We start from the raw sequence: 19,803 nt of genomic DNA, 5'->3' as shown, positions 1-19,803 counted from the left end.
AAGCAAATTTTTTCGACCAGCCATCGTTCGTCCATATTATCTGATCAATTGATCAATTGTATGACTGATGGACGATGGCAATTGTTAAATCTCTACCCAAAAGAGAATGACCAAAGCTACTAATTTGATGATGAAGTTTGTTTGGCCTTTTATTCACCTTATTCCTCATTAAAATTTTTTAAAAAGAACATAGTCTTATTGTTTTGTATCGTATTTAATCCAAACAATATGTTCCGTGTTTTGAAGCATTTTTCAATTGCTATTCTTTTTGTGTCTATCCTATGTTTACCTTCTTTATATGCTCAGCATCAAGGTGGGAAAAATACCATTTATGAAATTAAGGGAAAAGTTGTCGATGCTAGCAATGCACTTCCGATCGAACATGCAACAGTATCTCTGATTTCTGCGGGAAAAGTTTTACAGACAGTCACTACCGATTTGGGAGGCGCATTTAAGTTCGGTAAGCAGCAGACTGGGAGTCCAAGTATTTTGGTTACTTATGTGGGATATGAAAGTCATCTGTCTAAGTCGATAACTACATCAAATGTATTAGAGATCAGACTTGTCAGTCAGCTTAAATCGTTGGAAGAAATTGTTGTGAAAGGGAAGCGAAAGCCGATACGCTATAAAAGTGATAAATTGATCTATGATGCGGGTTCTGATATCAGTAATAAAGCTGGTTCGGCTGTAGACCTATTGCGGAAAGTTCCTCTGTTAACAGTAGGAAGTAATGGGGAATTGCGGATGCGTGGGAATACGAATATTAAAGTTCTGCTTAATGGTATTCCCTCTGGAATAATGGCTAAGAATTTGAAAGATGCCTTAAAAATGATTCCTGCAAGTTCTATTAAATCTGTTGAGGTGATCACCTCGCCATCTGCAAAATATGAAGCAGAAGGAGCTGCAGGTATCATTAATATTATCACAAAAAAATCTGTCCGGGGAACGCATGGAAGTTTGGATTTCAGTTTAGGTAACTTGGATCAATCTGGAAGTGGCTCCTGGTCTACGACTACTGAAAAATTTGATTTCAATTTTAATGCAACGATGAATGCTGAACGAGAACGAAACAGGTCAACCCTGCAAAGAACCTCCTTATCCAATAGGGTATCGGTCGGAGAGCTTTTACAACACAATGATGAAACTGAAAAGGATAGGGGAGCGTCTGCAAGTCTAGGATTTGTGTACCGCCCGGACAGCTCGCAAAAAATCGGAGCAGACTTGTCCTATTGGTATGGCAGTTGGCCTGCGCGTAGTTCACTTTACAACTTATATCAGGATGGAGAAACCTATGCTGAATATAATCAGTTTAGTCAGCAGCGGAATTCGGTAAAATACTATGAACTTTCGCTGAATTATCTCAAAAGGTTTAGACGTAAAGCACAGGAGTTGCAGATCCTTGGGCTGGCTGCCCGATCAAACGATAGATCGGAGTACATAACCAGTCAAAAAGAAATGTCCGAAGCGAGCTCTTTTAAGGAGAAAGGACCGAACAAAGGTGATTCTTGGGACTTTGATTTTCAGGTGGACTATACGCAGCCTATAGATGCGACCGGGAAAAACGTCATTGAAACGGGAATGAAATTGAAGCGAAGTAATTCCGGTAGTCTTTACATTGTTTTCAATAATGAACATGCTCCGGGAAGTGAAGAGTTGGTAGAAATCCCATCTCGGTCGGATAAAATGGATTACTACAGTACGATATTGGCGGGCTACATGAGTTTAAAAATCGAAACCGATGATCAGTGGACAATTAGACCCGGGATTCGTTTTGAGACAACAGTATTGGGGGCTGATTTCAGGAGTTCCACACCTTCATTTAAATCTAAATTCGGCGACTGGGTGCCTACCATGTTAGTCGCTAAAAAGTTAAATGACCATCATGAACTCAAATTCGCCTATACAGAGCGGATACGTAGACCGTGGATATGGGATCTCAATCCTTATGTCAACGCCAGTGACCCACGAAATCTGCTGTCGGGAAATCCGCTATTGCGACCTGAACGGATTCGGGTAGTAGAATTAGGACACAATTATAATGCAGCATCTGGTTTTAATCTGAATAGTAGTGTCTATTATAGTACTAACAATAATTCGATAGAGCAGCTTACTGTCGTCGACAGTCTCGGAATTTCACGTACTACACCCAGTAATATTGCGACAAATAAACGCTTGGGTACACAGGTCAATCTATCCATGGAACTGCAACCGAATTGGATGCTCAATGGTGGACTGGAACTCTATTACGTCTGGTTTAGGAGTGCAGCATTACAGGTAAGAAATAGTAATGGATTTTATGCTGCTAATCTCAGTAGTTCATATGGTCTATCTAAAGGTTACAGTCTTCAGATTTCAGGAGACTATAACAACGGTTATGTGACTTTGCAGGGACGAAATACGGCCGAATGGTCTTATCGATTTGCTGCTCAAAAGGAGCTTTGGAATGATAGAGCCAGTATTGTATTGACAGTAAGTAATCCATTTCAGCGAGTTATGACACAAAGGAGTATGGCGGTAGCACCTTCATTCAGAAGTACAACGTCCAACAATTATTACCACAGATCGGTAAGTCTCTCATTTAGTTGGAAATTTGGTGCCAGTAGACAAAAAGAAGGAAAAGAGGAAAAGAATCCACTGGAAATGGAACATATCCCACATCGACGTAAATAAGAATGTCTTCTGCTTAGCGAGATGGATATGCGGACAGTGGGATAGTACGATAGGGTTAGCTAATTCAAATTAGGTTGATGTCCCTTTTGTTCGTTCAAATCGTGATTTTAGATGTTGTCGCCGTGAACGACGTAAGCGTGATCTTTTAACAGGATAGTGTCGATTTTTGGTGATATTATTAAAAATAAGTGCTACTATAAATAAAATCAGGCAGCCGGAGAGTACGGGACTCAATACATACCAATACCCTAAGGAAGAAATTTTGGTTCCGCTACTTACTGCTATTAGCGCTGTTGCTCCTCCCGGTGGATGCAATGTACGGGTATGTTGCATACATACGATAGACAGGGCTACAGCAAAGGGGGCTGTAAGCCAGATGATATCGGGGAGTAGCTGTGCTACGGTAACTCCAGCTATTGCTGAAACCACATGACCACCGATTAAATTTCGAGGTTGCGCAAGTGGGCTTTGTATGGCTCCATAAACCAAAACAGAGGAGGCACCAAATGATCCGATCAGGAAAACATTCTCCAATGGTGGGAAATGAAGCGATTGAATAAAAGCGATGATAAATATGCCTACGAATGCACCAATAAAAGACCAAAAATGTTCCCAGGGATCTATTAAGGTTTCCCGATAGATAACATATCTGTAAATACGGAGTTGCCGATGAAGTTGATTTTTCATGTTGATCTGCGCAAAAATAGGGAATTTTAAGAATTCCTTTTTAGATCTTTTATATTAATCCTTGTGGTATTTATAAATAAGATAGGCTTATAAATTGTTCTGTGTTCTATTTTGACCAATTTATTGAGTTAACAATTTTAGTGTTTTGGAAGAAACCAATATTCGAATAATAATGTTGATGGTTTTCACGAACTGGATGTTGTAGATTAACCTAAACAAATTGAATATACATATGATAGTATTCCCCACCGACAAAAGGCATTTTGTTTCCTAAAGTGAAACCAAGGCGTTCATAAAGCTTCTTAGCATTCGGGTTGTCTAGATCAACCAATAGTCCTATCTGTTTGAAACCTTGATTTTTGGCATGTTTTATTGCATGTTTCAATAGCTCAGTTCCTAACCCCTGGCCTCTGGCAGCAGTGGAGACAGCAACAGAATCTATGTAAAATTCCTGTCCTGCTGTTTCCGGTTCAGGGATTAGATCATTGGCGTATTGTTTTTGCATGAGTTCCAGTATTGGTTGTCGTAGCGCAAGAAAATGATCTCCATCATATCCAGTCAATGATCCCATAACATTGCCTTCGGGATCTACAGCAACAAAAGTATTTTCATGGCTATATAGATTTTCGGTCTGTTGGAAAAGATCGGTTAAAAAATGTATTGCTTCTTTTTTGTCTTCCTTTTGTATAAATCGAAAGATGATATCTTCCATCGCCTCTAACATGATTTCAGGTACAACTGCGGCATCAAGTTGTTGTGCGGGTCTAATCGTCAAATGCATAACTCGTATTTTCTGTTCATGGGCTAAGATAACAAAATGATCTGTTTTCTTTTTTAGCATTGCGAATATCGAGTTCTTAAATGGTATAAAAAATAGAACGAATATGTATTGGTTTGCTTTGAATATGAATTGTTGTGTACTTATAATTTCATTTCTTATTACTTTTGAGTAAAGTTGTTCTTGTTTTTCAAATTGTGAATTTGAAGCAAAATGTAGACAGGATACTGCTATATATTATTATCAATAAATAATAAAATCTATACATGGTTCTTAAAGCTACAATTTCAGCCTTTGTTGTGACTATTTTGGGATTATTGGCAATGTTGTTAACGCAAGATGCTGATATGAACTTGGTTTATGGGGCATTCTGTGTTTCGCCCTATTTTCTTTTAATTACCCTTATTTATTTTCATTTTAATAAGCTTCGAAAAAAAATCAATGTATTTGACAAACCCAATATTGCCTTTGAAGGTATTTATAGTTTTTTATATTACTTTTTATTTTCCACACTGTTACCAGTGTTGCTTTTTGTCAGTACACTAGGCGACGAATATGAACACAAGATATATGCTGATCTAGGAGGAGTAATTTTGGAAATGTTCCCTTTGATTTTAATTTTGAGTATTTTTTTGAGTTTGTTCAGTAGCATTACGTTCGTTTGGGGCTTAAGATCGTGGACAGCGTTGATACTAACATTTTTGGGCTATATTTTAATTAGTGTGCTTGTGTCTATTTTTTCGACTGTTGGCCGTGAGGTTAGGGAAGCTGAACGGGAGCGGCGAGATCAGGCAGATAATTTAAAAGAAGGTCGATTTGAATGGGCTGGTGCAATGAGTAATCCAACAGGTTATCCGGTACAACTCTACAAAGGGACATTCATTTTCCCGAAAGATGAGGATTATGAGTTTACATTTAGTGAGGGAAATACAGTGAATTATCATGCAAAATGGGGGGAGGCAGGGGCCGAAACCTATAAAAGTATGATGTCGTTGCCCAAGGCAATTGATGTTACTTGGTATTCGTTTTCAGAGAATGCTTTCTACCAATTCCATGACGCAATAGATTATAATAAATTGCTTACACTTTTTAAACAACCCTATGTAGAAAGAAGGGCAACTAGTGATGTTGAGGAGCATTATGACAAGATTATTTTCGGGTTTGCACCTGGTGGAGGACTGGTAATATGGGCTGGAGGATCGGGGTATCGTCAGGTCGAAATAGGTCATTATCAGGCGAAGAAAATCGATTTTGGCCAGAAGGTTTCTGATAGTAAGGAGCTGGTTTATGGTGATTTATTTAATCAGGAGTGGCGCAATAAGGTCTTGACAGATACAATGATCATCCCTTTGGCAATACAAATAGCAAAAAAAAATCAACCTGTTCCTGATGATTATTGGAATAAACTAAGGACAGCTTATACCTGGAATCCAAAGTTTGTGATCGCTCCAGAAATAAAAACGTATGATGTTATTTTTCAGTATTTTAATGCTGAACGTTTTGCTTTCGATGAAAGAATACAAAATGTAACAGTTGAAAAAAGGGGAATTCCACAGCATATATATATCAAATGGTATGATAAAAATCAAAACCGTTGTGCTGTAAATTTTGAATTTGATGAAACGGATGTTTTTAAAAAATTCAAAGCTTTTTTTGATCGCGATAAAAATATAAAGGCTGAGATGGAAATTATCGTAGATACCCAAAATGGCAGGGCGACCGCACGATTAAAAAATGCTGAACACCAGCTTTTGCTTATGGAAACCGAAATCATAGCATATGGTGAGAAGTTTTGATATTCAGCTAGACCAGTCGATGTTAAAAAGTCTTTTGCATTTTGTAATTGACAATTTCAACGGCTGACCGAACTTGCACCTGTCTGACAATTGTTGTAAAACCATTACGTTCAAAAAATGGTTTAGCCGTTTTACTGACATCTGCTGTTAGCGTCTCCATATTTGAATATTTAGACTTATGCTCCAAGTGGTCATATAACCGTTGTGCAATGCCCTGTCGCTGAAAATCTTTGTGTACGTATAACATATCGATGTAGTTGCCATGATCCAATGAAGCAAAACCGACGATTTGTTTGTCTATCTCTGCGACAATAAAATATTGATTTTTGATTAAATTATTCCATCGTTCAATGTTATTGATCGAAGATTTCCATACCTCGATTTGTTCTGCATTATAATCAATCTGACATACTGAAGCAATTGTTCCCGCAAATAGTTCTTTTATTTGGGGCAATTCGCTTAATATTCCTTTTCGTATTGATATCTCCATATACAAATATAAACACATTTCGATAATGGTATAAAATAGACAGATATACCGCCAATCCTAGAAAAAAGTAATGAGCTAACAATTTTTTAACAAAATGGCATTGATCTCTTACTTGGATAAATTGTATATTTACGACAGTGAATCGGGGGCTATACCCTCGCTTTATGAGTCTATATTAACCATTTTGCTAAATAAATAATGAAGTCATTCCGATAACTATTGGGAGTTCCAACTGTATTTGGGTAATGTCAGATTTTAATAGGGCAGATCTGGAAATTAAATCTATTACGAGTTGGCCTGTTACCGTTAGCCATTTTAATAAAAACTTGACCTTTTTAAAAATGAAAATTTATTTATTTTGTATGTTGTTCCTAGCGATTCTGACGATAAAAAGTACGAATATAGCCGTTGGGCAATCTATAGAAAAAATAGCGCATATTGAAGACCCCGTTCTTCAGTTGGAAGCTGTCCTTCAGTTTCCAGCTAACTTTGGAAAGGATACTGTTGCATTGAAAAATACACTGGCTCCTGTTCTAACGCTCGCCGATAGGAAACATAATAATATACTGAAATGGGGATATTATATGCGTATGGCAGATGGGTATTCGATTGCGTTTGATCGGACTAATGATGTTTCTGATCAATACTATCGGCTTGCAGAGCAATTGCTTCAAGAGCATCCTAATATTGAATTGGAAATGATAGGCAATACACGACAGGGCTACTATAACTATGTCTATCGGAAAGTAAAGGAAGCATTCCCATTCTTCTTGCGTGCAAATGATTTAAAATCCAAAATTGACATCAAAAAAATACCATTGGTAGTTAAGCATTACCAATTCATCGCGAATTTTTATAGTTATATTGGAGATCATAGTATTGCCGTTGATTACTTACAGGAAGCATTGCCTTTTTCGAAATCAGCATCAAGAGAACGTGTGGATCTAATCAATGCCATTGCAGTGTATCTAGCAAATGATTCGCTTAATCATCAGGCTGTTACTTATTTCAATCGAGCGATGTCGGAAGCGAAATTGGCTAAAGATTCGGTATGGATTGGCATTATTTCTGGTAATCTAGCAGATCAGGCTTGGAAAGCGGGTGATCGGCAAAAAGCAATTGCTTTAGTTCGGAAGAATATCGATCTTTCTATGCGATTTGACGAACGAAAGGATGCCATGCGAGCAAACCTTAATCTGGCAAGTTGGTATATTGTGCTTCAGGAATGGAAACTGGCCAAGCAATATGCTGTAACCAGCATAAGCCTGATGGAGGAAAAACCCTATTTCCTGAAATATAAGATGGAGGCCTCAAAATTATTGTCTGATATTGCTCGTGGTTTAAATCAAAAAGAGGAAGAACTTAAACAATTGCATGTCTATCTGATATTAAAAGATTCATTAGAAAAAAGAATAAATGATAAAGAGATCCAAAGGTTTCTTTGGCAAAGCGAGACTGAGCGATATAATCGAACGATCCAATCTGCTGAGGAAAAAAGACTTCACACCAAACGGACATATCAATTTATTGGGGTCTGTTTGATTTTGGTGTTTGCGATTGTATTGCTCTTAATCAACAGATCAAAGGCAAAAATCAAAATGAGAAATGCCCTTCTTGAAAAAGACCGGCTCAAGCTTGGTTACGAGAGGCAATTACTCGATCAAGAGCTTTTGATTTTAAAAGATTCCCTTGGCGAATTTACCAATACGATCAAGCAAAATGACACAACTATTCAACAGCTCCGACAGGAGATTGTGAAGGTGTCAGTGCAAAATCCTGCTTACATGGCTGAGGTTTCCGACAGCTTAAATGCAATGTTGCAGACACATATCATGACCGATGAACGATGGCTGAAATTCAAGAATGTTTTTGATAAGGTCCATCCGGGTTATCTGTCACAAATGAAACAAAACTATTCAAAAATAACAGATAACGATCTGCGTATACTTGCTCTACAAAAATTGGATCTAAACAACAGTAGCATGAGTGAACTACTCTGTGTATCTACCGAAGCAATCAAAAAAGCAAAACAACGTCTAAAGAAGAAAATGGAATTGGTGGATCAGGATGGGGAATAATACAGATTTGGTAGGTTAAGGATGCGAATAGGTTAAAGAATAATCAAGTTGGCTCTTCTGTAAGCCAACTTGATTATAGCCAGAATTCTAGGAGGCTGTATCAGCCATTAGAAATCTTATTTTGCGTTTTTCGCTGTAACATTAAGTTCAATGTCAACATTTTGTGCGATCATCCAATCTTGAGGATTACCTTCGGTACCGTAGGTAAGTCCCCAATCTTGTCTTTGGATCGTAAATTTAGAGTAAAAAGTAACTTCTTCGCCATTGAAAGTAATTTTAGCAGGAAATGTTACGTTTACTGTTTTGTCTTTGATTGTCAAGTTACCACTGACAGTGTTTGTAGCATCAGCAACAACGCTTTTTCCTTGAGCAGCATCAAATGGAGCAACTTTGGTGATTTCAAATTTAGCTGTAGGGTATTTCGCTGTGTCAAAGAAGTCCGCACTTTTCAAGTGTGCATCCAAATCTGTTGATTTTTTACCACCTGCAGTCGTAGGGTCTACGGAAGCACTGTCTGTTACAATTGAATTGACATCAATCGTGAAAGATCCACCAGTGATAGCATTGTTTTCAGCTGAAAGTGTACCATCGCTTTTTAAGACACCATATCTTGGATTCAAACCACCTTTGTGGTAACCTGTCCATTTTAGTGTACTTTTGTCAGCCTCTACAGTATAAGTCTGTCCTTTTTGTTCAGTCACTTCTTGCGCTGATGTTGTTTTAGCTTTGTCTCCAGTTGCATTTTGACATGAAGCGAATAACAAAATAAGGGCTAAACCCGAGATTAATTGTTTTTTCATTTTTTAATCGTTTTATTTTTTAATAAGATGTTTGTATTGTTCTGTATCGTCGGCATCAATCATGCCATTTTAATTTATGAATACAAAGGTAGATTATAGATAGTTTATTTTTGGTATTAGTTTCCTTAAAGAAACTACTTTCCAAAAAGATAGTACGCTGTGACGCTGTAATTCAGTATTTTTGTAATTAATAGAAGGAGATCAAGTAAAATGAAAAAGGAAGCACTATCAAGTTCCTCCACCGGCTGTAAAACGCGGATATTGGCGATAAATGATAGCATGGAGATTTTGGCAGGTAAATGGAAATTCCACATTATTGGTACATTAATGTTGTTTGAAAAGCTACGTTTTATGGAATTGTTAAGGGAAGTTGATGGGATTGGAGCAAAGATGCTGTCCAAAGAGCTGCAAGATCTGGAAATGAACCATCTTATCAGAAGAACCGTCTTGAATACCAAGCCGCTTACTGTGGAGTATGAGCTTACTGATTGTGGTAAAACATTAGGCCCCATTATTGATGAAATAGCTAAATGGGGTATCACTTACAGAAGCACACTTTATCAAAAAGACGGGACTAGCTCAGCTGCTATATAGGAGGTTTGTTCTTTATATTCGCAATAGGTTTTCAATCGAATAAAATGATTATTGTGAGCTTATTTCAGACATCAGATCAGGTTTGTGTTAAAGTTCTAAGCGGTAGTACAATGAGTAGCCAGTTGTGCCATCCAGCCATTGTACGAGTTCCCGGTGACTATACTCGAAACCTGCGCGTAGGATCGCTTTTTTTGAAATCGTGTTGATTTCCCGATGACTAATGATGAGCCTTTTGATCTGCTTTGGATTGACCCAGGCCATTCTAATTTTGTACAAGAGATTTGAAAGCCCTTGTCCGCGATGTTTGGGACGAATAAAAGATTGCCCAAAATATGCTTCAGTATCGTTTAATAATAACATGCTGGTCATCCCGATCAGATCGTCTTTTTTGAAAAGTCCAAAGACAATCCGGGGATATTTTATACGCTCTTGCCAGTCCAAATCGGACAGATCTGTTTCTGCTGGATCGCCCCATCGAAATAGGGTGGGCTCCGTTTGAATTGCTTCTAGACGAATTGATTTATAATATTCGAATTCGCTTTCCAATAACTGACGAATAGAATAGGAGTCAGACTCAAATGCTAATAGCTGAATAGACATGTACTAATTTCTAAATTATCGAAAAGCTAGTTATTTGTTAACACATTAATGATGTTTTTTCGATACTCCTGATCCTTTTCCCTTAATTCAAGAATTCTATTTTTTAGGTCAATATTCACATACCATTCTGCATAGCTATCTTTTTCGTTTGTATCGTCGAAGAAAATTTTTGTTTTTATATACTCTTCGTCAAAATACTCTGGTTGGCCACTAAGTACAAATGCTGTGGAGCCTACAGTGTCAAGCATCTTGAAAGAGCTGGCCTCAGTTTTAAATAAGCTACTTAAAGCTTTAGCAAAATTATCACTCAATTCCCCGATGGAATAGAAGTTGATCCCTTCTCGATAAAATCTTTTCTTGTCTACTTCTGTGTCGACGATACCCAATTTCATATCGCGTCGAAATGAGATTTCTATACCGACTGTTTCTTCCCCCCACAGCCCCTTTGCCTGGATAATATGATTTAGGTTTTCATCATTCCAGTTTTTGGTTATCGTTAACTGCAGATCAACAAAGTCCTGGTCTTCACTAACATCAATCTGTTTTAATTTATGTTGTCCTTTTAAGAAATTTAAAAAGCTCATATAGTATTGTTAATATATTTTTGAGCTGATCTTGACAAATTGTCTTGGTTGCATCTAGTCCATCCAGATGGCTTTTTATTTGTCGTTATCATAACTCTGGCTAAGTAGAATAAAGATAGTAAAAGTTTTGGTTGTATAGATGGCAGAACAGAAGACAATATTTTTTTAAGAATAATTACCGGCTTTTGTTGGGGGATGTATTTCCAATAAATTTGGCTAGAGGTTATTGGTCAGAATGTTAGTTTAATATAATTTTTTTCAATTGAAAAGGATTAATTAAAAGAGATACTGGTTCAATTGAGCTATCTTTATAGCGTAACACTTGATTTGCCTTTTTTCAAAGTAGTATTTTTAAAGATATGAATAAAGTAGAATTATTTGAGAATGAAAGAGCGAGTGGCTATGATCAGTTCGTTGAAGCCTGGATTCCCAATTATCATTATTTTTTGGATTGTTTGCCTAAGCTGTTGACAGATACGGATCCCGGAGAACTGCTGGTTGTTGGCTGTGGAACTGGTAATGAGATACAGAAGCTTGTCGCAAAGGGGAAAACATGGAATATAACAGGGATAGACCCCTCCCCAGAAATGATTCAACAGGCTCGGCAGAAACTTGAGGGATATCCTAACGTTGTACTTGTTGAAGCCCTGATCCAAGATTTGAAAAACGATAAAAAATATGATGCGGCTACGCTATTGTTGGTTCTTCATTTTCTTGAAGATAATGGAAATAAACTAACATTACTGAAAGAGATTGGAAAAAGACTGGTTGTGGGAGCACCACTTGTGATCTTGGATATCACAGGAGATAGCAGCATGATTAAAGAAAATCTGAAAATTCTAAGACTTCTATTGTCCGATGACATACCAGAAGAGCAGATCAGTCTTCGACTGAATAGGATAGAGAAGGAGCTTTTTCATGTGTCTGAGGATCGGCTTGCAGCGTTATGTGTTGAAGCGGGGTTCGAGGTTCCGGTACGTTTTTTTCAATCAACGATTTATATGGGCTGGATGACAAAGAAAAATTAAGTTTTCAATATGTAAATGGTAAAGAAGCTTTTCAAAAAGTAAGCCATTGGGAATTGAATATTTGAAAGAGACTATGGGGGATATGAGTAAAATAAAAAAATAGGGGTATCCGTTGTGGACACCCCTTTTAACCTTAGTTTTTATGAAAGAGATGATCGTCGGGTATGTCGGTAACTTTGGAAGCATTAACACGATATTGAAGTTTTAGCGTAAAGCCACCTCCGGCCTCTATGAAATCGATGTTAATCGGGTGATATCCTTTTTCTAAGGCGATCTGTCCGCTTTTCATAATAGGAGCATGTTGTCCGTCGTTGTCTACGATCACCTGATCATGTATGCGCAAAACTCCACCATCATCGCAAGTGAAATAGAAATTATAGATCCCCTTTTCTTTCACATATAGATAACCCTTAATTTTTGCGCCAAATGAAGGCATTTTAATCGTATCACTCAAATGGATATTCTTAATAATCTCCTGGCGTACCGCTTTGCCTGTTATTGCAGCTGTGTTTGCAAATGTTCCATTAAATAGCGTTGCAGTCAATCCTGCGCGCATATTCTTTACATCTTCGGTAACACCTCTTTTCCAGGTGTCTTTCTTGAAATTCACCTGGTACAATTCGCTCTTTGCTCCTGAAGAAGATATCGTTGCAAAACGTATGGCTCCTTCGTTTTTGACAATAAGTGAATCGCTTAGTACCGGGCTTTTCTGAGTTGGTAGACTACCATCGGTGGTATAATGTATTGCATTTTCTGGAAGTTCATTCTCAATTTTCAACGTGGATTGCCCGTTAATGATCACTTGATTATCGGCAAAACCATTTAAATCTGGCATACGGTAACGTAGTCCCATTTTGTTCCAGAGCCCAAAGTGCGCGATTAATCTATTTCTATAGCTCTCATATAGTGATTTGTTGGTCCAGACCCGCTCTGCCAGGGCGCTCAATCTTGGCAGAATCATAAATTCTAACCGGGCTGTAGACGGAATCATTTCTGTCCATATGTTTGCCTGCGCTCCCTGAACTAAATTTGATTTGTTGCTCGGAATATCGGATGGTATGACAGCCATGTTATACACCGCATCCAAACTACTACTATTGGGGAGGTAATCAAAATACAACGGATTGGTAGGTGTCATGATGAGACGATGACCACGATTTACCGCCTCACGAGGTGCATTTTTTACCCATCCCCGCCAATACATAACTGTCATCGATGTATCCGAACCACCATCAAGTATTTCATCCCAACCGATGCTGCGTTTGTTTTTCGAACGTATGAAGTTATTAACACGTTTTACAAAATAGCTTTGTAAGTCATGTAAATTTGCTATGCCTTTCTCCTTCATAAATGCTTTAGCTATGGCTGAATTTGACCAGGAGTCTTTTTCCACTTCGTCGGCACCAATATGAATATAAGTGGAAGGGAAAAGTTCGATAATCTCGCTCAGTACGTTTTCTATGAATGTATAACTACTTTCTTTCCATGGACTGATTGGCACCGAGAACTGTTTTCCCCAGCCTGCAGTTTCACTGTCGAGGAGTAGTTCTGGATAGGCTTTCGTCGCGATCATCATGTGTCCGGGCATATCTATCTCAGGTATAATCTCCACATGTCTGCTCGAGGCATAGGTGACGATATCTCTGATATCCTGTTGTGTGTAAAACCCTCCATACTCTTCCCGTCCATTATTGATACGTTTGTATTCGCTGGGTAGATTGAAATCGGGGTTATCTTTCGCTTTCGCAAGACAGGCCGAATCTTGGTTATTATACGTTCTCCACGCACCTTGTGAAGTAAGTTTTGGATACTTTTTTATTTCGATACGCCAACCTTGGTCATCCGTCAAATGCAGGTGAAGCTTATTGAATTTATAGGACGACAAGAGATCGATAAACTTATATAAATAATCTTTTGAGAAAAAGTGTCGCGCTACATCTAGTTCCACACCGCGCCACTGAAATGCTGGCTGATCCTTAATTGACAGATATGGCAAACGAATACTGCCATTGGGTTTAGCTAGAAGATACAGCTGTTGTATTGTCTGTAGTCCGTAAAATAGTCCCTGATCCGAAGAAGCAGAAACCTGTATTCCTTTTTTATCAATCGTTAATTCATAACCTTCTTTTGAAAGGCCGTTTTTTTTAACCAATCGTAGTGTTGCATTGGCATGTGTCACCTTCTTTTTAGGAATCTTCCCGAATAATGAAAGATGTACCCATTGATCTAAGGAGTTTGAGGAGATTTCGGAATCAATCGTATAGGAAAGTTCTCCCTTTGCTATTTGAAAGAAACCCGTAGATGATTCCAGTTGTTCAGGAAAAGGGATCAGCTGGGGGATATGATTTTTTTCTTGCGCATAACTTGTACTAGGCCAATAGAAAGCAGACAATAGTAGGATCAGTGAAATAGCTTTATACATAAAGTTTTTTTGTGATTTTTTAATAATTATGTGTTTAAGAGCTTGCCAAATAGAATTTGTCGGTTTAGCATGAAAAACTCGGAGCCAATATAGAAATATTTTATATAAACGGAGGTAAAAAAACGTGTGCTAGCACTGTTATCTAGTAGCATAGTTATAAAGCCTATACACGTGCCGATTTGTTTTTTTGATCAGAAGGCATTGTTAGGACAAGGTTGTGGGAAGTCTTTGTATTGATTTTATTTCGGGATGATTGAAACTAATTTCCAGCTATCTTTTCAAATAAACCGGGATAGTTTAGGACCAGTCCGTTCTCATCCACCTGAATACGGGCTGTAAAATCACTGACTATATTTTCATACAGATATTCGTATAAATGTGTCCTTGTATAACGTTGCCGAACGGGAGTGATGTCGCTGTTTATTAGGTCGATATAGATGATATCTATTTCTTTTGAATCACCTATTTTAAGCTGTAGATTGTTTATCGGTAGCGTGTTTGTAAAGGGAGTTAAAGAAATATCTATATATTGAAAACCCCTGAAGCTTGGATTGTCGAAATGATTGATTTCCCAATTGATATCCGTTTTTTTTCCAGTTAGGATGTTTTTGGTCCTATTGACCTCGGAATCAATAAGAAATTCTTCGATCTCCCACTGTTTATTTATAATCAGTTGATAGTAGATCGAATAAATTTTTTTCCGATAGGAACCTATAATTTTTGATGCTACAACATAATGATCATCATTTTCCTGTATGTTGAAATACTCCAGGGAATGGAAAGCGACTCCCTGCCATAATACTGTTTTCATCTGATCGCTATATTAAGTAATTATTTAACGGGCAACATATGTTGTCGTTGTTCTTGTTCGACTTCGTTCTTGACTCGTTGGTTGATATTGATTTTTGCATTGATGAATGTGAAAATCACAGTTCCATATTCTCTTGCATACTTGTTTGTAATGGAATCTGAGCGTATAGATTGTACAAAATAAGGAGCGGTTTCATTCATTTCAGATTGGTTTTCCCTTGAGTTTTTTATACGAATCAAGTTGCAAAACACATGACTAAAATCGAACCAGTTGATATAGTCTGCGTTGAAGGTGACTGCACGGATTCCAAGTTTGGAATAATAATTTATAGCGCCCGCCTGACCATAGTTATCACAAAGGATGAGTGTATTTTGTGGATTGGGCATTTTGCGATAAATGTCATCTACTTTTTGGGCGAGCTCCCGCCATCCCAGCATATCCGCAAAATCTTGTGGAAGTTGATGATCCTTACCGTCTTCCCAAGTCAACATACCAATTTTGCGGTATTTTTCGGGATGGTTCGCAATATATTGTGGACTTCTGTTGGGGAATGTCAGTATATAAACAGGAATAAAGAAAACAGGGGGAAGTGCAATTAAAAGAGATTTTAGAATTCTTCCCGCTTTATTTTCTAAAAGTGTTGAAATATAGACTGAACCAAAAGCAAAATAAATGGGATAGATACCGATTGCATAATAGTCTTTAGCTTTTAAAAATAGAAAAATACCGATTGTAATTAAAAAAGACAAAAAGAATAGCCGATATTTTCGAAATGCGGGATAGCATAATAAAGCATGTAATCCAAAGCCAATAACAGGAAAAGTTCCGAAAAAAAATAGAAATTGAGATCGGATAAAGCTCCAGCTGTTGACATTGATAAGCTGGGTTTCAGCAAGTTCTTTGAAATGATATAAAACAGGGAAATTATTCATGTATTGCCAGATTAAATTAGGCAGGATAATTAAAAAAGCAATTAGAATACTATAATAAAGTTTGCTATTGAATAATACTTTACGTTCTGGAACAGCTATAATGGCCGGTATAAGTCCTAGGATCAAAAAAGCGATATTATATTTGTTTAAAAATCCCAAAGCAAAGGTGACTGCAATAAAGTATAGCCATTTATTATGTCCGCTGTTTAAATACTTTATGATAAAATAATAAATCAATGTCCATGACAGGACATCAAAAGAGTTGGGTTGATACAACGTATTTAAACGAAATAAGACTGAAAAAATAACACAGCATGTACCAAATACCAAAGCAAAAAGACCTCCTTTGAGTTCTTCAATGGTTTTCCAGACGATAAGAATGGTCAACGCTCCAAACAGTGCAGGGAAAAATTTGATCCAGAACACGGAGTTTCCTAAAATCTTGATGAGATAGGAAAGCCAAGAGGTCAACGGTGGAACTGATAAATATCCCCAAGCCAAGTGATTGGCCTGATCTAAATGTAAGAATTCATCCCGATGTAAATCATATATTGGACTTATCAATTGATACTGAATGATAAATTTCAGCAGGATAAGGCTGACTAGAATAATATGTTTTTTCATTTAAGAACGGATTTGTCCATAAGCTCCAGTTCTATTTTCTTTCTATCGTAGATATTTGATTGTCAGCTTTCATTTTGGTCACCTCTGCACGGGCTAAAGTAATCTTTTCTGAATAACTATCGCTGCGTTCTTTTCTCAATTTGCGAAGACCTTTTGTTCCCTCTGCTTCGTAGTCGTTGACGTCGAAAGTAATGGAATCCGTCGTGACATTAGCCACGCGGTATAACGTGTACATGGATTTCCCATTTTCTTTCCGTTTGATTTCATATACATCACCAGCAGCCGGGCTTTCCAGGTATTTTTTTGTTTTGATGGATCCGGATATTCCCGCTGCGGCCGCAGATCCGAAGAAAAGACCGATTAGTATTAATCCAGAAAAATATCCAACGGGTGTCTTCGGCATACCGCTTGAACGGATTGTTGCAAGGGTTTGGGGGGCAATCTCACGTTGGTAATTTACTTTTTTGCAATGATTACATACACTAATAATCTCTGTACTATATGGAAAAATGGGGATCCAAAAGATATGAAAGTATTTAACCTGTTTGTAGGCATATAAGGATCCGACTGTGTTGCAATAATTGCAAGTCCCAACAGCTGCATTGGAGCTGTTTTGTAGTAACTTTGTTCTTGTTCCGAAAATAATCATAATCAAGGTTTAAATATGCTGCTTCTTATATTTGCTTTGAACCTCTAGCTTATTTAGTATAATTCGCTAATTGGTTAATTGATTTTTTTTCAAAAATTATGCCATTATATTGACTCTTCGTGTGATTGATGGATACAGGACGGTTATTAACCTCAAAAGACCGTGTTTAAGGCAAGCGAGTCCGAGTATTTGGACTATTTTCGGTAAATATTCGAGAACTATTCGTGTCTGATTCGAGCTTTATCCATACCTGAGTGTAGGTGTTAGGATAGTCTGGCCATCATGTGAACGTGGTTTTAGTGAGTATAACACGGACTCACCTTGGACTCACTACGGAAACACCACGGATTCATCCTGACGCTGTCCCGGCTGAGGGACGAAGCAGGTTGGGATAGGGCGCAAGCGAAATTGTATAAAAACAGTCTTAGATCATAAGTGAAGGTCGATCGCGGACTGTTTTTATGCATATTCATTCAAAAAACTATAGTTATGTTGGACTATACTAAAAGTTCTGTGAATCAGCAGAAGGTCCGTAACTTGACGGTAAGGGGATATTATTCAGCCTATAATAAACACCTAGCTGTGCCCTGTGATGTGTGATCTGATTTAAAGAATGACGGATTGCTTCATATTTTGTCCAGCTTGCGAGTTTTTGACCAGCGCTTTTTATGGTCCAAATTGGATTTAAATCATCTTCGGCCGCATTTTCTAAGGCTAATTTGCCTGCGTCATAATCTTGGTCTAGTTTCTTGAGTAAGTCTTCCCGCGTTGATAGGATAGTGGGCGTGTAGCCACCATCGGCAAAATCCAGTTCAGACGTTTTCAAAATTGTACTTGGCCATTCAAATACCTCCACGAGATGGGTCGCAAGGGGCATGATTTTCATACTTTTTTCATGTGGGGCATAGTCATTTTTGCCTTCTGGAAAAAGTTCGATAAAATTTTTAGTGATCTGATACTCATTTTCAAGTTCAGATTTTAGTTGTTGAAGTGTGTTCATCTTGTTTTGGTATATATTAGTTTAATATTTTTTGATACAATGATCTTGTTTTTTCTACCCATCCTTTTGAACAAATGATAGGTCGTTCTGTTTTTTTATCCTACGTCAAAGATAAGTTTGGATATTGACAGCTATGTGTCAGTATGGATTTGAATATGAAGATTTATAATAAAAAAACCGCTTGAAGCGGGGAACTTCAAGCGGTCTAACCTAACCAATTATTAACCTAAATTATGAGTTTTATATAGTGCGATTTCTGTGCCAAAGATGATTTTTGACAAACACTGCAACGTAACAAATCTGTTGTCTCTGATTTTAAGTGGATAATAGTAGACTTTGGGTGGTATAGCCAGTATGATATAGTGGTTGTTTTCATTTTTTAGGACACAAAAAAAATAAGGGGAGAATATTGAAAAACGTGTTGTCTAAATGTAAATCGTATTGTTTTTTACATTGTTTTCAATAAAATTTATTGTTTTATCAACCTGTTGTTGTGTTTTATATTGTTTATAGCGAATATTGTTGTAGCGTTTTTTGTCTTTCCATATCGTCATATTTACATATAGAGGAAAATGGATATGAAGGTAGGGGAATGGACATCGTGTAATAAACCAAAATAAATATAAAAAAATGAAAAAATTAGTATTGTTGATGACTGCAGTTATTTTTATGATAACTGGTGCTTTTGCTCAGATTCACAAACCGGTAAAATGGACTGTAGCTAGCAAAAAGCTGAACAACAAAGAGGCAGTCGTCTATGTAAAAGCTACCATTCAAAATGGCTGGCATATTTATTCGCAAAATGTAAAGGATGGCGGACCTATTCCGACTTCTTTCACATTTGCTAATGCGACCGATTATGTATTGGCAGGAAAAACTGCTGAACCAAAACCAAAAGTAAAGCACGAAGAGGTTTTTAAAATGGATGTAGGATATTTTACAAATGAGGTGATCTTCCAACAAAAGGTGACTTTGAAAAAAGGAACAGCAACTGTGAAAGGTAGTGTGGAATGGCAAGCATGTGATGCATCACAATGTCTTCCTCCAGATGAATATGCTTTTGCAGTAACGATCAAATAAAAAAATCTTATTTTGTATCGTATAAAAAATCCCATTTATAGCGCTATAGATGGGATTTTTTTATAATTATTAATTTTTTTCAATATAGCACAAAATAAGTTGCCACAATAATGCGTTAATAATGCAAATACTTTTCATAAAATAGGTTAATATATGGCTAAGACCCTAGAGTTCCCCGCT

Annotated in this window: 17 protein-coding genes; 6 read left to right on the top strand and 11 right to left on the bottom strand. The window is 37.4% G+C overall.

The window, feature by feature from the left end:
• Nucleotides 1-240: 240 nt before the first annotated feature.
• Entirely contained in the window at nt 241-2,670 is a 2,430-nt protein-coding gene (locus OGI71_RS13680; protein WP_282256052.1) for an outer membrane beta-barrel protein, read from the top strand.
• Between the two features lie 69 nt (nt 2,671-2,739).
• Here the strand turns inward: OGI71_RS13680 and OGI71_RS13675 are convergent, their stop codons facing one another.
• Together OGI71_RS13675 and OGI71_RS13670 are read right to left on the bottom strand one after the other, a co-directional pair.
• Entirely contained in the window at nt 2,740-3,357 is a 618-nt protein-coding gene (locus OGI71_RS13675; RefSeq protein WP_120258970.1) for an HPP family protein, read from the bottom strand.
• 211 nt (nt 3,358-3,568) lie between these two features.
• Nucleotides 3,569-4,198 (bottom strand): GNAT family N-acetyltransferase, encoded by a 630-nt coding sequence (locus tag OGI71_RS13670; RefSeq protein WP_282256051.1) that lies wholly within the window; start codon nt 4,196-4,198, stop codon nt 3,569-3,571.
• A 203-nt stretch (nt 4,199-4,401) separates the two neighbouring features.
• On the opposite strand from OGI71_RS13670, the gene OGI71_RS13665 reads away from it, so the two are divergent.
• Nucleotides 4,402-5,931, top strand: a complete 1,530-nt coding sequence (locus OGI71_RS13665; RefSeq protein ID WP_282256050.1) for a DUF2931 family protein — start codon at nt 4,402-4,404, stop codon at nt 5,929-5,931.
• Between the two features lie 22 nt (nt 5,932-5,953).
• Here OGI71_RS13665 and OGI71_RS13660 read toward each other — a convergent pair whose 3' ends face one another.
• The gene (locus OGI71_RS13660; RefSeq protein WP_282256049.1) at nt 5,954-6,421 is read right to left on the bottom strand and encodes a GNAT family N-acetyltransferase; all 468 of its coding nucleotides are present in this window, start codon (nt 6,419-6,421) and stop codon (nt 5,954-5,956) included.
• A gap of 341 nt (nt 6,422-6,762) precedes the next feature.
• On the opposite strand from OGI71_RS13660, the gene OGI71_RS13655 reads away from it, so the two are divergent.
• Nucleotides 6,763-8,499, top strand: coding sequence for a hypothetical protein (locus tag OGI71_RS13655; RefSeq protein WP_282256048.1), 1,737 nt, complete (start codon nt 6,763-6,765; stop codon nt 8,497-8,499).
• A gap of 116 nt (nt 8,500-8,615) precedes the next feature.
• On the opposite strand, the gene OGI71_RS13650 is transcribed toward OGI71_RS13655, so the two are convergent.
• A complete protein-coding gene (locus OGI71_RS13650) occupies nt 8,616-9,299 on the bottom strand; it encodes a YceI family protein (RefSeq protein ID WP_120258966.1) in 684 nt (227 codons plus the stop codon).
• A 210-nt stretch (nt 9,300-9,509) separates the two neighbouring features.
• Here OGI71_RS13650 and OGI71_RS13645 point away from each other — a divergent pair, with 210 nt between their 5' ends.
• Nucleotides 9,510-9,893, top strand: coding sequence for a helix-turn-helix domain-containing protein (locus tag OGI71_RS13645; protein ID WP_120258965.1), 384 nt, complete (start codon nt 9,510-9,512; stop codon nt 9,891-9,893).
• A gap of 87 nt (nt 9,894-9,980) precedes the next feature.
• On the opposite strand, the gene OGI71_RS13640 is transcribed toward OGI71_RS13645, so the two are convergent.
• Nucleotides 9,981-10,493: a GNAT family N-acetyltransferase gene (locus OGI71_RS13640; protein WP_282256047.1), complete on the bottom strand. Its 513-nt coding sequence runs from the start codon at nt 10,491-10,493 to the stop codon at nt 9,981-9,983.
• Nucleotides 10,494-10,519: 26 nt separating this feature from the next.
• Entirely contained in the window at nt 10,520-11,077 is a 558-nt protein-coding gene (locus OGI71_RS13635; RefSeq protein ID WP_282256046.1) for a hypothetical protein, read from the bottom strand.
• A gap of 359 nt (nt 11,078-11,436) precedes the next feature.
• On the opposite strand from OGI71_RS13635, the gene OGI71_RS13630 reads away from it, so the two are divergent.
• Nucleotides 11,437-12,105: a class I SAM-dependent methyltransferase gene (locus OGI71_RS13630; protein WP_282256045.1), complete on the top strand. Its 669-nt coding sequence runs from the start codon at nt 11,437-11,439 to the stop codon at nt 12,103-12,105.
• A gap of 133 nt (nt 12,106-12,238) precedes the next feature.
• On the opposite strand, the gene OGI71_RS13625 is transcribed toward OGI71_RS13630, so the two are convergent.
• The 5 genes from OGI71_RS13625 to OGI71_RS13605 form a co-directional block, all read right to left on the bottom strand.
• Nucleotides 12,239-14,527 (bottom strand): family 20 glycosylhydrolase, encoded by a 2,289-nt coding sequence (locus tag OGI71_RS13625; protein ID WP_282256044.1) that lies wholly within the window; start codon nt 14,525-14,527, stop codon nt 12,239-12,241.
• 259 nt (nt 14,528-14,786) lie between these two features.
• Nucleotides 14,787-15,338: a putative glycolipid-binding domain-containing protein gene (locus OGI71_RS13620; protein ID WP_282256043.1), complete on the bottom strand. Its 552-nt coding sequence runs from the start codon at nt 15,336-15,338 to the stop codon at nt 14,787-14,789.
• 20 nt (nt 15,339-15,358) lie between these two features.
• Nucleotides 15,359-16,894 (bottom strand): glycosyltransferase family 39 protein, encoded by a 1,536-nt coding sequence (locus OGI71_RS13615; protein ID WP_282256042.1) that lies wholly within the window; start codon nt 16,892-16,894, stop codon nt 15,359-15,361.
• A 31-nt stretch (nt 16,895-16,925) separates the two neighbouring features.
• Nucleotides 16,926-17,543 (bottom strand): zinc-ribbon domain-containing protein, encoded by a 618-nt coding sequence (locus OGI71_RS13610; protein WP_282256041.1) that lies wholly within the window; start codon nt 17,541-17,543, stop codon nt 16,926-16,928.
• A 502-nt stretch (nt 17,544-18,045) separates the two neighbouring features.
• Nucleotides 18,046-18,543 (bottom strand): DinB family protein, encoded by a 498-nt coding sequence (locus OGI71_RS13605; RefSeq protein ID WP_282256040.1) that lies wholly within the window; start codon nt 18,541-18,543, stop codon nt 18,046-18,048.
• 630 nt (nt 18,544-19,173) lie between these two features.
• Between OGI71_RS13605 and OGI71_RS13600 the strand changes: the two genes are divergently transcribed.
• Nucleotides 19,174-19,623 carry a protein-disulfide reductase DsbD N-terminal domain-containing protein gene (locus OGI71_RS13600; protein WP_282256039.1) on the top strand — a complete coding sequence of 150 codons (450 nt, stop codon included), beginning with the start codon at nt 19,174-19,176 and terminating at the stop codon, nt 19,621-19,623.
• The last annotated feature ends 180 nt before the right edge of the window (nt 19,624-19,803 follow it).

This window comes from Sphingobacterium sp. ML3W (assembly GCF_029542085.1).
Classification (GTDB): domain Bacteria; phylum Bacteroidota; class Bacteroidia; order Sphingobacteriales; family Sphingobacteriaceae; genus Sphingobacterium.
Note: the sequence above shows the minus strand (reverse complement) of the source record. Positions and strands in the feature narration are given on the sequence as shown.

Bases quoted from the DNA above. Each gene is read 5' to 3' on its own strand.
- OGI71_RS13675 (WP_120258970.1), bottom strand. From the start codon at position 3,357: ATGAAAAATCAACTTCATCGGCAACTCCGTATTTACAGATATGTTATC.
- OGI71_RS13670 (WP_282256051.1), bottom strand. From the start codon at position 4,198: ATGCTAAAAAAGAAAACAGATCATTTTGTTATCTTAGCCCATGAACAG.
- OGI71_RS13665 (WP_282256050.1), top strand. From the start codon at position 4,402: ATGGTTCTTAAAGCTACAATTTCAGCCTTTGTTGTGACTATTTTGGGA.
- OGI71_RS13660 (WP_282256049.1), bottom strand. From the start codon at position 6,421: ATGGAGATATCAATACGAAAAGGAATATTAAGCGAATTGCCCCAAATA.
- OGI71_RS13655 (WP_282256048.1), top strand. From the start codon at position 6,763: ATGAAAATTTATTTATTTTGTATGTTGTTCCTAGCGATTCTGACGATA.
- OGI71_RS13650 (WP_120258966.1), bottom strand. From the start codon at position 9,299: ATGAAAAAACAATTAATCTCGGGTTTAGCCCTTATTTTGTTATTCGCT.
- OGI71_RS13645 (WP_120258965.1), top strand. From the start codon at position 9,510: ATGAAAAAGGAAGCACTATCAAGTTCCTCCACCGGCTGTAAAACGCGG.
- OGI71_RS13640 (WP_282256047.1), bottom strand. From the start codon at position 10,493: ATGTCTATTCAGCTATTAGCATTTGAGTCTGACTCCTATTCTATTCGT.
- OGI71_RS13635 (WP_282256046.1), bottom strand. From the start codon at position 11,077: ATGAGCTTTTTAAATTTCTTAAAAGGACAACATAAATTAAAACAGATT.
- OGI71_RS13630 (WP_282256045.1), top strand. From the start codon at position 11,437: ATGAATAAAGTAGAATTATTTGAGAATGAAAGAGCGAGTGGCTATGAT.
- OGI71_RS13625 (WP_282256044.1), bottom strand. From the start codon at position 14,527: ATGTATAAAGCTATTTCACTGATCCTACTATTGTCTGCTTTCTATTGG.
- OGI71_RS13620 (WP_282256043.1), bottom strand. From the start codon at position 15,338: ATGAAAACAGTATTATGGCAGGGAGTCGCTTTCCATTCCCTGGAGTAT.
- OGI71_RS13615 (WP_282256042.1), bottom strand. From the start codon at position 16,894: ATGAAAAAACATATTATTCTAGTCAGCCTTATCCTGCTGAAATTTATC.
- OGI71_RS13610 (WP_282256041.1), bottom strand. From the start codon at position 17,543: ATGATTATTTTCGGAACAAGAACAAAGTTACTACAAAACAGCTCCAAT.
- OGI71_RS13605 (WP_282256040.1), bottom strand. From the start codon at position 18,543: ATGAACACACTTCAACAACTAAAATCTGAACTTGAAAATGAGTATCAG.
- OGI71_RS13600 (WP_282256039.1), top strand. From the start codon at position 19,174: ATGAAAAAATTAGTATTGTTGATGACTGCAGTTATTTTTATGATAACT.